Genomic DNA, 13,748 nt, shown 5'->3' with positions numbered 1-13,748 from the left:
ATCACGCTTTCACACGGGCCATCAGCGGTTTGCGCTGCTGGCCCGTGCCGTCAAAATTGTCGGGCGACAGCCAGGCTTCGAATGCATCGCGAATGCGCGGCCATTCAGTGTCGATGATCGCGTACCACGCCGTATCCCGATTGCGGCCCTTGTAGTGGGTCGCCTGTCGAAACACCCCTTCGAAAGTAAATCCCAGCCGTTCAGCGGCATTGCGTGACGGTGCATTCAGTGCGTCGCATTTCCACTCGTACCGGCGATAGCCGAGCTCGTCGAAAACCCGCTTCATCATGAGGTACATGACCTCGGTCGATTGCGGCTTGCGTTGCAGCAGCGGCGAGAAGTGGATGTGGCCGACTTCGATGGCACCCGCTGCGGGTTCGATCCGAAGATAAGAGGCCATGCCGACTGGCACTTCGTCCGCATCCAATACGGAATGAAACATCGGGTCCGCATCCATGCAGTTGGCGCGGGCCCAGTCTTCAAATTCCGGTTCGCTGACAAACGGGCCATAGGGCAGGTAAGTCCAGTTACGGCCATCCCTGTCATTGGCAAACGCCCGAAAAAGTCCGGGCGCATGGCGATTCACATCCAGTGGCACGACAGAACAGTACCGGCCTTCCATCGGTGTGTAAGGCGGCGTCGGGCGCGGAAAGTCACCCGACACCGGCAAACCGATGGGCTGGCCAAGGTCGTTTGTGTCGTGCCCGGCCATAGTCAGGCGCTGGCCTTGGCGAGGGCCTGATCAAGGTCCGCGATCAGGTCGTTCACGTCTTCGATGCCGATTGACACCCGCACGACTCCGGGGCCTGCGCCCGCGGCTTCCTGTTGTTCCGGCGTCAGTTGTCGGTGGGTGGTCGAGGCCGAGTGGATGATCAACGAGCGGGCATCGCCCAAATTGGCCACGTGGCTGAAGATTTCCAGCGCGTTGACCAGTTTGATACAGGCGTCATAGCCGCCCTTCACCGCAAAAGTGAACAATGCGCCAGCGCCACGTGGATACTGCGATTTGACCCGGTCCTTGTAAGGTGATGACGGCAATCCCGCATAGGTGACGTATTCCACCCGGTCATCCGCTTCCAGCCACGTTGCGATTTTCTGGGCGTTCTCCACGTGGCGCTCCATACGCAGCGACAGTGTTTCGATCCCCATCAGCGTGTAATGAGCTGCCTGCGGGTTCATGGTCATGCCCAGATCACGCAGACCGATGGCAATGCCGTGGAAGGTGAAGGCCAGCGGGCCAAAAGTCTCATGGAATTTCAGGCCGTGATAGGCAGGCTCGGGTTCGCTCAGTGACGGGAATTTGTCATTCGCGGACCAGTCGAACTTGCCAGAATCCACGATGCACCCGCCGGTGACGGTGCCGTTGCCGGTCAGGTATTTGGTGGTGGAATGCACAACCAGTGTCGCGCCATGCTCGATCGGACGGCACAGGTAGGGCGTGGCCGAGGTGTTGTCGACAATCAGCGGGATGCCAGCAGCATCAGCAACATCCGCCAACGCGCGGATATCAGACACATAACCGCCCGGATTGGCGATGGATTCGCAGAACACGGCGCGGGTGTTTTCGTCGATGGCATCCTTCACGGCGTCCAGATCATCGGTGTCCACGAATTTGGCGGACCAGCCAAAGCGTTTGATCGTCTGGCTGAACTGCGTGACCGTGCCGCCATACAAACGGGTCGAGGCGACCACGTTGCAGCCGGGCCCCATCAGCGGGAACAGCGCCATGATCTGTGCCGCATGCCCGGACGAGCAGCACACCGCCCCGACGCCGCCTTCAAGCGTCGCCACGCGTTCCTGCAGAACGGCGACGGTTGGGTTGGTCAGGCGAGAATAGATAAAGCCCACCTCTTGCAGGTTGAACAGGGCCGCTGCGTGGTCCGCATCCCGGAACACATAGGCCGTGGTCTGATAAATCGGTGTCTGGCGTGCTCCGGTCGCCGGGTCGGGGCGGGCACCCGCATGAATTTGCAATGTGTCGAAACCGTAGGTCGGGCCGTCAGACATCGTGAAAATCTCCTGTTGGTATCTGTCTTGCGGAATCTGTAGGCCATTGCCCGCCTGCGCACAACGATCCTGTCAGCGCAGCCAGAGTCCTTTGCTTTTGATCGCGTTGCGCAGTGCCTGTTCCCGCCGCGGCAGATTGTCCTGATCAAAGAGCGCACGGATTTTTTCGCCTTTGCCCTGAAGAACCAGTTTTTTCAACGGATCATACTGTTTGAGCACTTTTTTGACCTTGTTGGGGGCCACGACGGTTTCCAGCACATCGATCACGTGATCGCTTTCGCGGGCATAAAGCAAAGGGAACAGGCGATAGTGGCAGCTGACGGACCCATCCAGAAGCCCGTCCGGCAAAGCGTCCCGCCCGCCGCCGAAAGAATGAATGACCAGCGGCAGGGCCGCCTGATCCAGCCATGGGTCAAGGTTCTGGCCCGTCAGTTCGGGAATGTTCTCATCCCGGATCGTTCTTGCGTAGTCCAGGTACCGTTCACCGAACATCCTGGGGCATTTGAAAAAAAAGTAACCTGCGTTGAAGTAAAGGTATCGCCGCCAGTAATCATGGGGTTGGCCCGGATCCACCGAGCTTTCGAAATCCAGCCCGAAGCGCGCATAAAGCGCCCGCCAGATACCGTCAAAGCCGGGGCCGTACAGCGTCGGCTTTGGCCATGTGCCCTCGACCTTCAGTGAGGCTCCGGGGTGGTTGAAATCGAACGGGACGCTTGTGATGTCGCCGGTGATCAGCGTGTCTGTGTCGAAGAACACAAAGGGTTCACCTTCCGGCAGGGCCGACAAGGCTTCGATCTTGTTGCCATAAGGGTAGCTTTCGCCGAAAACATGCGAGTCGAAGGGTAGGATTTCGGCATCCAACTGTTTCAGGGCCTTCAGAACGTCTTCGTCCTGGATGCTCGGGTTGTGGGTCCAGCGCGGGCCCGGGTTGGGTGTGGCGACAAACAGCCGGCCTTTGAACCCGGGCGAACAATGGCGAAGCGAGGCCGCGAACAACAGGGCCTCATATTGCAGGCGGTTGTTTTGCCCGACAACCGCGATGTTGAATTTCCGAGAACTTGCCTGCATCTATGCCCATTCCTGAAAGCTGCCGGAACCGGCACCCTTTGATCCGGGTTACAGCAAGCGGGGTGGGGCGTCAAAAGCCGAAAGTTTGATTTCTTGTTATCTATGGCATTCCTCTCATCGCGCCGAGAAAGGGCTGAGCAAGGTCATTTTGCGGATTTTCCGAGGTTGGCCCGGTTCATGTCGTAAGGGAAAATCGGTGGCGTGCGATGCTGACCGAACCTTGAATGCCCATACCCGCACAGCCCTTTCCTGGGCAAATCCTGCCTTCGGACCCAATGATTCAACGCTTTTCGTGCTTAACCCCTAAGCGAAGTGCCCAAAAACACGGTTGTTTTTGCAAGGCTTTTCATTTTTTGACCATTTGGCAAATTTTACCAATTGATAAAAAAAATATTTGTGGCAAGCTGAGAGTATAACAAACATATCTACAGGGAGTAGAGTGATGGCACAGGGCCAGATGGCACCCGGCATCGTAGCCGGGCGGCTTTCAAGCGATGAGCTGACCTCGAATTTCACCGATCTGCATCCGCCACTTGCGCAGCACGAGGCCGCAGTAGCCGCAGATCGCTGTTATTTCTGCTATGACGCGCCATGCGTAACGGCCTGTCCAACGGATATCGATATCCCGTTGTTCATTCGCCAGATTCAAGCCGGTCAACCGCAATCAGCAGGGCGCACGATTCTGGAACAGAATATTCTGGGCGGAATGTGCGCTCGGGTCTGTCCAACCGAAACGCTGTGCGAAGAGGCCTGCGTTCGCGAGGCCGCCGAAGACAAACCGGTTGAGATCGGGCGCCTGCAACGTTTCGCCACCGATGAAATCATGGCCTCGGGCGTGCATCCGTTTGAACGTGCGCCTTCGACCGGCAAGACAGTTGCCGTTGTAGGGGCCGGGCCTGCGGGTCTGGCCTGTGCCCATCGGCTGGCGATGCTGGGCCATGACGTGGTGATCCATGAAAGCAAGCCCAAACCCGGCGGCCTGAATGAATATGGTATCGCGGCCTACAAATCGACCAACGATTTTGCACAGGCCGAGGTGGACTGGCTTCTGAAAATCGGCGGGATTGCAATCGAGACCGGTTCGGTTTTGGGCGAAAGCATCTCATTGGATGGGCTGGTCGAAAACTACGACGCGGTGTTTCTGTCCATCGGTCTAGCCGGCGTCAACGCCTTGCGTGCAGGCGGTGTTGACAAGGACGGTGTGCGGGCCGCGGTTGATTTCATATCGGACGTGCGGCAGGCCAGCGACCTTGCCGATCTGCCCGTTGGACGGAATGTGGTCGTCATCGGCGGGGGCATGACGGCTGTGGATGCCGCCGTGAAATCCAAGCTTCTGGGCGCCGAAAACGTCACGATTGCCTATCGCCGCGGCCGGGATGCCATGGGGGCCAGCCGGTACGAGCAGGACCTGGCAGCGTCACATGGCGTTCGGATCATGACCAATGTTCAGCCAGTGGCCATCCACGGCAATGGCGCCGCGACCGAGATCGAGCTGGAATATACCTCCAGCCAGAACGGTCAGCTCATCGCAACCGGAGAAACGATCCGCTTGCCGGCCGATCAGGTTCTCAAGGCCATCGGACAGACCTTGGAGGGCGCACCCGAAGGCCTGACGCTGGATGGCAACAAGATCGCCGTCAGCGGCGCTGGCCGAACCTCTTTGGCTGGTGTTTGGGCTGGTGGTGACTGCGCTGCGGGCGGCGAAGATCTGACCGTAACGGCCGTTGCCGAAGGTCGGGACGCGGCGATGGACATCCACGCGACGCTCGTTTCGTGATAGGGTGGGGTATTCACCCCATTCCTTTCGCTGCTGAGGTATTCCCATGTCCCAGATCGAACAAGCTGTTGCTCAACACTATACCACCGGTGCACTGACCGAACGCGTCCGCGCGGCGCTGGAGGCCAGCGGCATCGACCCGGATGCGGCCACTGTCGCTGATCTGAAGGCGGGGGATGAATTCCATACCGGCGGCGTTCTTGCGACCGACAACCTGTTTGCGCAACTTTCTCCGACCCATGCGACACGCGTTCTGGACATCGGATGCGGCATCGGAGGCACATCCCGGTACATAGTGGACAAATATGACTCAACGGTTACAGGGGTCGACCTGACGCCCGAGTTCGTGGAAACCGCAACTGCGCTCAGCGATCTGGTCGGACATTCCGAAAAGGCCAGCTTTCTTGTTGGCAGTGCTCTGGACATGCCTGTGCCGGATGCCGGGTTCGACCTTGCCGTCATGATGCATGTGGGCATGAATATCGAAGACAAAGCGGGGCTGTTCGCGGAAGTGTCACGGGTTCTGGCCACCGGTGGCACCTTTGCCTTGTTCGACGTCATGGGCGGAGAGGTGGATGAGCCGCTGGCTTTTCCGCTTCCCTGGTCCACATTGCCGGAAACCTCATTTGTTCACGCGCCGGATGTATACAAGGACGCCGCGGCCGCGGCCGGTCTTGAGCTGGTTGCCGAAACAGACCGCACCGCGTTTGCGATCCAGTTCTTCGAAGACGTATTTGCCAAGATAGCCGAGACCGGACCAGCGCCGCTGGGAATCCACCTGATGATGGGCGAAACGGCGCCCGAAAAGTTCCAAAACTACGTCAAAAACCTCAAGGCCGGGCGTATTCGCCCGACCGAAATGATATTCAAAAAATCCGGCTGAGCCGGGAAGGGAGAAGCCATGGCCGATCTGACGACAAACTTTCTGGGCATTTCCAGCCCCAACCCGTTCTGGCTGGCCTCTGCGCCGCCGACGGACAAGGAATACAATGTGCGCCGCGCCTTCGAGGCCGGGTGGGGAGGAGTTGTCTGGAAAACGCTGGGGTCCGAGGGGCCTCCGGTCGTGAACGTGAATGGCCCGCGCTATGGCGCAATCTACGGGGCCGACCGCCGTTTGCTGGGCCTGAACAATATCGAACTGATCACGGATCGTCCTCTCGAGGTGAATCTCGAGGAAATGGCGCGGGTCAAATCCGATTACCCGGATCGCGCCTTGATCGCGTCGATCATGGTTCCGTGCGAGGAAGAAGCATGGAAGGCCATTCTGCCACGCGTGGCAGAAACCGGTGCGGACGGGATCGAGCTGAACTTCGGCTGCCCTCATGGGATGAGCGAACGCGGCATGGGCTCGGCCGTGGGGCAGGTGCCGGAATATATCGAGATGGTCACCCGCTGGTGCAAACAGTATTACGACCGCCCGGTCATCGTTAAGCTTACGCCGAATATCACAGATATCCGCAAACCGGCTGCGGCCGCCAGAAACGGTGGTGCGGATGCGGTGTCGCTGATCAACACCATCAATTCGATCACCAGCGTCAATCTGGACACGTTCAGCCCTGAACCGTCCATTGACGGCAAAGGCAGCCACGGTGGGTATTGCGGCCCGGCAGTAAAGCCCATTGCATTGTCGATGGTGTCCGAGATCGCGCGGGCCGAGGCGACGCGGGGCCTGCCGATTTCCGGCATCGGCGGCGTCACCACTTGGCGTGACGCGGCCGAGTTCATCTCGTTGGGTTGCGGCAACGTTCAGGTGTGCACCGCTGCGATGACCTATGGCTTCAAGATCATTGACGAACTGACGGCAGGGCTGTCGGAATGGATGGATGAGAAAGGCTATTCCAGCATTGATGAGGTGATCGGACGTGCGGTGCCCAATGTCACCGACTGGCAGTATCTGAACCTCAACTACGTCGCCAAGGCGAAGATCGATCAGGATCAGTGCATCAAGTGTGGCCGGTGTTATGCTGCCTGCGAAGACACCAGCCACCAGGCGATTTCCATGTCCGAGGACCGCGTGTTTGAGGTGATGGATGACGAATGCGTCGCTTGCAACCTCTGCGTCGATGTTTGTCCGATCGAAGGCTGCATCGATATGGTGCCGATGGCAGCGGGCGAGGTTGATCCCCGGACCGGAAAAGAAGTTCAGCCAACTTATGCGAACTGGACGACGCATCCGAACAACCCGATGGCCAAGGCGGCCGAATGAGGGGATTGCGACAGATCGTCAAGGGGCCGTTATTGCGGCCCCTTTTTTCAGGGGCTCAGAAGTTTGCGGTACAACGTGTCAACAAAGGCTTCTGCACCCTCGAACGGATCTTCGTTGCCCAGAATTGCACGAACCTGAACATCGAAATCTGCATAGTGCTGCGTCAAGGCCCAGATCGAGAACACCAGGTGGTAGGGGTGCACCCGCGCGATTTTTCCCTGATCCATCCAGCCGGTAAGGATCGTGACCTTTTCGTCGACCAGTGTCTTGAGATCATTGGACAATGCATCGTGAATACGCGGCGCGCCCTGTACAAGCTCGTTGGCAAAAAGGCGGCTTTCCCGTGGTAGCTCCTGACTCATCTGCAACTTGCGCCGAATGTATGCCAGGATTTCCTCCATCGGATCGCCATTGGCGTCCAGATCATGCAGCGGAGCCAGCCAGGTATCCAGCAGGCCGGACAGCAATTCAGTATGGATCGCTTCTTTTGATGGGAAATAGTACAGCAGGTTCGGCTTGCTTAGACCTGCTTCTGCTGCGATCTGGTCTACCGTTGCGCCGCGAAACCCGTGGGCTGAAAACACGTTCAAGGCGGCCTCTAGAATCGCGGCGCGGTTCTTTTTCTGAATACGGGTTGGTGCGCGGTCTTTTGGCATGTTTTCAGCGTGTCTCTTTTTTCGTCGAACAGGTGCGGGACGTACTGAAAATTTCAGCTGAACCGCGCAAATTCTTGACTGATACCGAACCCGTGATAGCGTGAGTTTGACCATATGGTCAAATCAAGACATCAAAAGCGAGCCAACTCGCCAGCAAACAGGGAAGATGAACATGGCAGCTCCGGCGCAGAATCTCAGGATCAATGGCGACAGGTTGTGGGACAGTCTGATGGAGATGGCCAAGATCGGCCCGGGTGTCGCCGGTGGCAACAATCGCCAGACCTTGACGGATGAGGACGCGGAAGGCCGCGCCTTGTTCCAGAAATGGTGCGAGGAAGCAGGGTGCACCATGGGGCTTGACCAGATGGGCAACATGTTTGCCCGCCGCGAAGGCACTGACCCGGACGCGCTGCCGGTTTACGTGGGTTCGCATCTGGATACGCAGCCGACCGGCGGCAAATATGATGGCGTGCTAGGTGTCCTGGGAGGGCTGGAACTGATCCGGACGCTGAACGACCTGGGGATCAAGACGAAACATCCGATCGTCGCCACCAACTGGACAAACGAAGAAGGCACGCGTTACGCGCCGGCGATGCTGTCTTCGGGCGTTTTTGCCGGGATGCACACGCAAGACTGGGCATACAACCGCGAAGATGCTGAGGGCAAAAAGTTCGGGGATGAGCTGAACCGGATCGGCTGGCGTGGTGATGAAGAGGTGGGCGCCCGCAAGATGCATGCGTTCTTTGAACTGCATATCGAACAGGGCCCGATCCTTGAAGCCGAAGGCAAGGATATCGGCGTCGTCACCCATGGTCAGGGGCTGAGCTGGACGCAGATCACGGTAACGGGCAAGGATGCGCATACCGGATCGACACCGATGCCGATGCGCAAGAATGCCGGGCTGGCCATGGCGCGGATCCTGGAGAAAGTCGACGAGATCGCATGGTCTCATGCTCCGCATGCGGTGGGTGCGGCAGGGCATATCGATGTCTACCCGAACTCACGCAATGTGATCCCGGGCAAGGTGGTGTTTACGGTCGATTTCCGCTCGCCCGAGCTGGAGGTGATCACCGACATGGAAAACCGCCTGCGGGTGGCTGCCGAGGACGTCGTTGACGAGATGGGTCTTCAGATCGAATTCGAGAAAGTCGGCGGTTTCGATCCGGTGAAATTTGACGATGCTTGCGTATCGGCCGTGCGAAACGCAGCCGAACGGCTGGGCTATTCGCACACTGATATCATCTCGGGCGCGGGGCATGATGCCTGCTGGATCAACCGGGTTGCGCCGACCGCGATGATCATGTGCCCCTGTGTTGACGGGCTGAGCCACAATGAAGCCGAAGAAATCAGCAAGGAATGGGCCGCAGCCGGAGCGGATGTTCTGCTGCATGCCGTGGTCGAGACTGCCGAAATCGTGGAATAGGGGGCGCTGCCCCCGTCGCCCCAAGGGCGACTCCCCCGGGATATTTTTGGCCAGATGAAGCAAGCGGCGCAGACCGCATCAGGGAGTTCAAAATGAGTACTGTCATCAAAAACGGAACCGTTGTCACCGCGGATTTGACTTACAAGGCGGATGTATTGGTCGAGGGTGGCGTGATCACCGAAATCGGCATGAACCTGACGGGGGACAAGGAACTGGACGCAACCGGCTGTTTTGTGATGCCGGGCGGTATCGATCCTCATACCCATCTCGAAATGCCGTTCATGGGCACCTATTCCAGCGATGACTTTGAAAGCGGGACGCGGGCGGCCCTGGCGGGCGGCACGACCATGGTTGTTGATTTTGCACTGCCCAACCCCGGTGAAAGCCTGCTGGATGCGCTGAAACGTTGGGACAACAAGTCGACACGGGCCAATTGTGACTATTCGTTCCACATGGCGGTGACCTGGTGGGGGGAACAGGTGTTCGACGACATCAAAACCGTGATCGAGACGCGCGGTATCAACACCTTCAAGCATTTCATGGCCTACAAGGGCGCGCTGATGGTGAATGATGATGAGCTGTTCGCCTCGTTCAAGCGTCTTGCCGAGCTTGGCGGTACCGCCCTGGTGCATGCCGAGAACGGAGATGTGGTGGCAGAGCTGAGTGCCAAGCTGCTTGCCGAAGGCAATACCGGCCCCGAGGCACATGCGTATTCGCGCCCGCCGCAGGTGGAAGGTGAAGCCACCAACCGAGCGATCATGATCGCGGACATGGCGGGTGTCCCGCTGTATGTTGTTCACACCTCGTGCGAAGAGGCGCATGAAGCCATCCGCCGGGCAAAAATGCAGGGTAAACGGGTGTGGGGAGAACCCCTGATCCAGCACCTGACATTGGACGAAAGTGAATATTTTAATCAGGATTGGGACCATGCGGCGCGACGGGTCATGAGCCCTCCGTTCCGCAACAAACAGCATCAGGACAGCCTGTGGAATGGCCTGCAATCGGGAACGCTGAGCGTGGTTGCAACCGATCATTGCGCCTTCACAACCGAACAGAAACGCTTTGGCGTAGGGGATTTCACCAAGATCCCGAATGGTACCGGCGGGCTGGAAGACCGGATGCCGATGTTGTGGACACATGGGGTCAACACTGGACGTCTGACACCGAACGAATTCGTGGCTGTCACTTCAACAAACATTGCCAAGATATTGAATTGCTATCCTAAAAAGGGTGCGGTTCTGGTCGGGGCGGATGCTGATCTTGTTGTTTGGGATCCTGAGAAAAGCAAGACAATCAGCGCCGCGTCGCAGCAATCTTCGATCGACTACAATGTGTTCGAGGGCAAAGAGGTCAAAGGTCTGCCGCGCTTTACTCTGACGCGGGGTCAGGTGGCGGTGCATGACGGTGAAATCCGGACGCAGGAAGGTCATGGGGACTTTGTCGCGCGTGAGGCGAACACCACCGTCAACAAGGCGCTGAGCACCTGGAAAGAGCTGACCGCCCCAAGACCGGTCGAGCGGACAGGAATTCCGGCGACCGGTGTTTGATCGGTTGGGGCCGCTTTGCTGGCGGCCCTGACACCACTCTTTTCAAGGCAATAAAATGAACACTGAAAGCACGACCCAGCCCGTCATCGAGGCAAGGCAGCTAGACCTGACATTCCAGACCAATGATGGGCCTGTACACGCGCTTAAAGACGTGAACCTGACAATAGACAAGGGCGATTTCGTCAGTTTCATCGGGCCGTCCGGCTGTGGCAAAACCACCTTTCTGCGTTGTATCGCAGCCCTGGAGACACCTACGGACGGGACGCTGACCGTCAATGGCATGACGCCTGATGAGGCGCGTCGAAACCGGGCGTACGGGTATGTCTTTCAGGCGGCGGGCCTATATCCCTGGCGTACTATTGCAAAGAACATAAAACTGCCTCTTGAGATCATGGGATACCCTGCTGCCGAACAGGATGAACGGGTGAAAAAAGTCCTGGAACTAGTTGATTTGGAAGGGTTTGGCGGCAAGTTTCCCTGGCAGTTGTCCGGTGGGATGCAGCAGAGGGCCAGTATTGCTCGGGCCCTTGCGTTCGACGCGGATATCCTGCTGATGGACGAGCCGTTCGGGGCGCTGGATGAGATCGTGCGGGACCATCTGAACGAGCAGCTTCTTGAGCTTTGGGCGCGTACGGAAAAGACGATCGGATTTGTGACGCATTCCATTCCCGAGGCGGTTTATCTGAGCACAAAGATCGTGGTGATGAGCCCACGGCCCGGGCGGATCGCCGATGTGATTGACAGCCCGCTGCCCAAGGAACGGCCGCTGGACATCCGCGACACCCCGGAATTCATCGAGGTCGCGCATCGCGTGCGCGAAGGTTTGCGGGGTGGGCATTCCAATGACGGCTGAGCTGAATGCGGATAAGATCCGGCGCGCGGCGCCAGACGATGTGCCTGCCTGCGCCAGGGTTGTTCACGACTGGGCCACGCAAACGGACTGGATGCCCGACGAACTGCCGGTCGATGAACTGGCGAAGCTGATCAGCGACGCATTCGACAGCCGTGAAATGTGGGTCGCCGGTGATCCGGTCGATTGCTACATGTCAGTGGACCCGGCACAGAATAAAATCGGCGCGCTGTATTGCAGCCGGACGGGGCAGGGTATCGGCAAGCGCCTTGTCGACAAAGCAAAAGAGGGCCGAAATTTTCTCTGGCTGACGACGCACCGGCCCAATACGGCGGCGCAACGTTTTTATCGCCGTGAAGGGTTTGAAGTGACGGCCGAGGAACCCCCTGTGCCGCCGGATACCGTGCCCGTCTATCGGATGGAGTGGCGTGCATGAAGCAAGTCATCGCCGTATTCACAGTCATCGCCGCAATTGTTTTGTTCTGGTACGTAGCCTGTATTCCGATGAACATAAAGGGCGTGTTGACCGAACAGGAACGCGCGGGGGCCGTCGTACAGCCGCCGTCTGCCAAGGACCGGCGGGACATGTCCGAGGTTGGTCTTGTTTTGAACAACACATTCGCCATCCCGGCCACATGGGAACAGGACCGGCCTCGACTGCCGGCCCCGCATCAGGTCGCCATCGAGATGTGGGAAACGACGGTCCAGAAAAAGATCACTTCGAAACGGTCGCTGATCTATCATGGCTGGGTCACGCTCAGCGCGACGATACTGGGATTTGCGATTGGCACCGGCCTGGGGATCCTTCTGGCCGTGGGTATCGTGCATAGCCGCGTTATGGACCTGTCGGTCATGCCATGGGCCATTGTCAGTCAAACCATTCCGATCATCGCGCTGGCGCCGATGATCATTGTGGTGCTGTATTCCGTTGGTATCCAGGGCATCATTCCCAAGGCGATCATATCGGCCTATCTGAGTTTCTTTCCGGTTGTCGTCGGCATGGTCAAGGGCCTGCGCAGCCCCGATGCGATGCAGCTGGACTTGTTGCGGACGTATAACGCCAGCCGGTCTCAGGGCTTTTGGAAATTGCGCCTGCCGGCATCCATGCCGTATCTGTTCACCTCGCTGAAAATCGGGATCGCCGCGTCGCTGGTCGGCGCCATTGTTGGTGAGCTTCCGACAGGGGCTGTTGCCGGTCTGGGCGCGCGGTTGCTTGCCGGCAGCTATTACGGTCAGACGGTACAGATCTGGTCGGCTCTGTTCGCGGCTGCCATTCTGGCGGCATGCCTGGTCGGGTTGCTGGGGCTGATTGAACGTGCCGTATTGAAACGGATGGGGATGGCGCAATGATACTGGTTTTGTGTGCTGTCCTGCTTTGGCTTTTGGGCTGGTGGTTGAACAGCCGGTTGGCCAGCGGGCCTTATGCCGACACCCGAATGGTGCGATTTCTGGCCCCGCTGATCTTTGGCCTGACGGTCATCGGGATCTGGGAGCTTCTGGTGCGCGGGCTTGAGGTTCCTCTGGTCATCCTGCCAGCGCCGTCGGTAATTGCGGTACGGTTTGCGGACAGCCTTCCGATCCTGTGGGCTGATTTTGTGCAGACCATCATCAAGGGCGCGCTCAGCGGCTATGTCATCGGGTGCATCGCGGCCTTTCTGATGGCGATTGCGGTGGATCGCTGGGATTTCCTGCGTCTGGGCCTGTTGCCGGTCGGCAATTTCGTGGCCGCCCTGCCGATTGTCGGAACCGCCCCCATTCTGGTGATGTGGTTTGGGTTCGACTGGCACTCCAAGGCGGCGGTGGTGGTTGTGATGGTGTTCTTTCCGATGCTCGTCAACACCGTGGCAGGCCTGCGGGAAGCCACCTCGATGCAGCGCGATCTTATGGAGACCTATGCCGCAACCTATTGGCAGAGCTTCATGAAACTGCGTTTGCCCGCAGCGATGCCTTTCATTTTCAACGGGTTGAAGATTTCCACCACTTTGGCTCTGATCGGCGCTATCGTGGCCGAGTTCTTCGGTTCACCGACACTTGGTATGGGGTTCCGGATCTCTACCAGCGTCGGGCAATTGTCGCTGGACATGGTCTGGGCCGAAATCGTTGTTGCGGCACTGGCCGGCACGGCCTTTTATGGGCTGGTGGCGGGGATCGAAAAAGTGGTGACCTTCTGGCACCCGTCACAGCGCGGATAAAACAAAGAAATCAACAGACCCC

General features: G+C 58.4%; 13 protein-coding genes. 9 read left to right on the top strand and 4 right to left on the bottom strand.

Going from position 1 to position 13,748, the window contains the following annotated elements:
• Position 1 precedes the first annotated feature (1 nt).
• The 3 genes from GS611_RS05645 to GS611_RS05635 form a co-directional block, all read right to left on the bottom strand.
• The gene (locus tag GS611_RS05645) at positions 2-712 is read right to left on the bottom strand and encodes a GNAT family N-acetyltransferase (RefSeq protein WP_171633105.1); all 711 of its coding nucleotides are present in this window, start codon (positions 710-712) and stop codon (positions 2-4) included.
• Positions 713-714: 2 nt separating this feature from the next.
• Positions 715-2,007: an O-acetylhomoserine aminocarboxypropyltransferase/cysteine synthase family protein gene (locus GS611_RS05640; protein WP_171633102.1), complete on the bottom strand. Its 1,293-nt coding sequence runs from the start codon at positions 2,005-2,007 to the stop codon at positions 715-717.
• Between the two features lie 72 nt (positions 2,008-2,079).
• Positions 2,080-3,075 carry a hypothetical protein gene (locus GS611_RS05635; protein WP_171633098.1) on the bottom strand — a complete coding sequence of 332 codons (996 nt, stop codon included), beginning with the start codon at positions 3,073-3,075 and terminating at the stop codon, positions 2,080-2,082.
• Between the two features lie 442 nt (positions 3,076-3,517).
• Between GS611_RS05635 and GS611_RS05630 the strand changes: the two genes are divergently transcribed.
• The 3 genes from GS611_RS05630 to preA are packed head-to-tail and all read left to right on the top strand — an operon-like array spanning position 3,518 to position 7,058.
• Positions 3,518-4,852, top strand: a complete 1,335-nt coding sequence (locus GS611_RS05630) for an NAD(P)-dependent oxidoreductase (RefSeq protein ID WP_171633096.1) — start codon at positions 3,518-3,520, stop codon at positions 4,850-4,852.
• 46 nt (positions 4,853-4,898) lie between these two features.
• Positions 4,899-5,735: a methyltransferase domain-containing protein gene (locus GS611_RS05625; protein WP_171633094.1), complete on the top strand. Its 837-nt coding sequence runs from the start codon at positions 4,899-4,901 to the stop codon at positions 5,733-5,735.
• 18 nt (positions 5,736-5,753) lie between these two features.
• Complete coding sequence (preA, locus tag GS611_RS05620; RefSeq protein ID WP_171633091.1) at positions 5,754-7,058, top strand: NAD-dependent dihydropyrimidine dehydrogenase subunit PreA; 1,305 nt, start codon at positions 5,754-5,756, stop codon at positions 7,056-7,058.
• 47 nt (positions 7,059-7,105) lie between these two features.
• On the opposite strand, the gene GS611_RS05615 is transcribed toward preA, so the two are convergent.
• Positions 7,106-7,714: a TetR family transcriptional regulator C-terminal domain-containing protein gene (locus tag GS611_RS05615; RefSeq protein ID WP_171633089.1), complete on the bottom strand. Its 609-nt coding sequence runs from the start codon at positions 7,712-7,714 to the stop codon at positions 7,106-7,108.
• Between the two features lie 172 nt (positions 7,715-7,886).
• On the opposite strand from GS611_RS05615, the gene GS611_RS05610 reads away from it, so the two are divergent.
• The 6 genes from GS611_RS05610 (at position 7,887) to GS611_RS05585 (ending at position 13,726) form a co-directional block, all read left to right on the top strand.
• The gene (locus GS611_RS05610; RefSeq protein WP_171633086.1) at positions 7,887-9,137 is read left to right on the top strand and encodes a Zn-dependent hydrolase; all 1,251 of its coding nucleotides are present in this window, start codon (positions 7,887-7,889) and stop codon (positions 9,135-9,137) included.
• A 92-nt stretch (positions 9,138-9,229) separates the two neighbouring features.
• Complete coding sequence (gene hydA, locus GS611_RS05605; protein ID WP_152457698.1) at positions 9,230-10,684, top strand: dihydropyrimidinase; 1,455 nt, start codon at positions 9,230-9,232, stop codon at positions 10,682-10,684.
• 55 nt (positions 10,685-10,739) lie between these two features.
• On the top strand, positions 10,740-11,537 hold the full coding sequence (locus GS611_RS05600; RefSeq protein ID WP_171633083.1) for an ABC transporter ATP-binding protein: 798 nt from the start codon (positions 10,740-10,742) through the stop codon (positions 11,535-11,537).
• Positions 11,527-11,970 carry a GNAT family N-acetyltransferase gene (locus GS611_RS05595; protein WP_245217983.1) on the top strand — a complete coding sequence of 148 codons (444 nt, stop codon included), beginning with the start codon at positions 11,527-11,529 and terminating at the stop codon, positions 11,968-11,970. The genes GS611_RS05600 and GS611_RS05595 overlap by 11 nt, the downstream gene beginning before the upstream one ends.
• On the top strand, positions 11,967-12,884 hold the full coding sequence (locus GS611_RS05590) for an ABC transporter permease (protein ID WP_171633081.1): 918 nt from the start codon (positions 11,967-11,969) through the stop codon (positions 12,882-12,884). The genes GS611_RS05595 and GS611_RS05590 overlap by 4 nt, the downstream gene beginning before the upstream one ends.
• On the top strand, positions 12,881-13,726 hold the full coding sequence (locus GS611_RS05585; protein ID WP_171231810.1) for an ABC transporter permease: 846 nt from the start codon (positions 12,881-12,883) through the stop codon (positions 13,724-13,726). The genes GS611_RS05590 and GS611_RS05585 overlap by 4 nt, the downstream gene beginning before the upstream one ends.
• Positions 13,727-13,748 lie beyond the last annotated feature (22 nt).

The organism is Ruegeria sp. HKCCD6119 (assembly GCF_013110585.1).
GTDB lineage: Bacteria > Pseudomonadota > Alphaproteobacteria > Rhodobacterales > Rhodobacteraceae > Ruegeria.
The sequence above is the reverse complement of the archived record's forward strand: the minus strand, read 5'-3'. Positions and strand labels throughout refer to the sequence as shown.

Coding starts and splice junctions, on each gene's coding strand:
- GS611_RS05640 (WP_171633102.1), bottom strand. CDS start 2,007: ATGTCTGACGGCCCGACCTACGGTTTCGACACATTGCAAATTCATGCG.
- GS611_RS05610 (WP_171633086.1), top strand. CDS start 7,887: ATGGCAGCTCCGGCGCAGAATCTCAGGATCAATGGCGACAGGTTGTGG.
- preA (WP_171633091.1), top strand. CDS start 5,754: ATGGCCGATCTGACGACAAACTTTCTGGGCATTTCCAGCCCCAACCCG.
- GS611_RS05615 (WP_171633089.1), bottom strand. CDS start 7,714: ATGCCAAAAGACCGCGCACCAACCCGTATTCAGAAAAAGAACCGCGCC.
- GS611_RS05625 (WP_171633094.1), top strand. CDS start 4,899: ATGTCCCAGATCGAACAAGCTGTTGCTCAACACTATACCACCGGTGCA.
- GS611_RS05590 (WP_171633081.1), top strand. CDS start 11,967: ATGAAGCAAGTCATCGCCGTATTCACAGTCATCGCCGCAATTGTTTTG.
- hydA (WP_152457698.1), top strand. CDS start 9,230: ATGAGTACTGTCATCAAAAACGGAACCGTTGTCACCGCGGATTTGACT.
- GS611_RS05645 (WP_171633105.1), bottom strand. CDS start 712: ATGGCCGGGCACGACACAAACGACCTTGGCCAGCCCATCGGTTTGCCG.
- GS611_RS05600 (WP_171633083.1), top strand. CDS start 10,740: ATGAACACTGAAAGCACGACCCAGCCCGTCATCGAGGCAAGGCAGCTA.
- GS611_RS05630 (WP_171633096.1), top strand. CDS start 3,518: ATGGCACAGGGCCAGATGGCACCCGGCATCGTAGCCGGGCGGCTTTCA.
- GS611_RS05595 (WP_245217983.1), top strand. CDS start 11,527: ATGACGGCTGAGCTGAATGCGGATAAGATCCGGCGCGCGGCGCCAGAC.
- GS611_RS05585 (WP_171231810.1), top strand. CDS start 12,881: ATGATACTGGTTTTGTGTGCTGTCCTGCTTTGGCTTTTGGGCTGGTGG.
- GS611_RS05635 (WP_171633098.1), bottom strand. CDS start 3,075: ATGCAGGCAAGTTCTCGGAAATTCAACATCGCGGTTGTCGGGCAAAAC.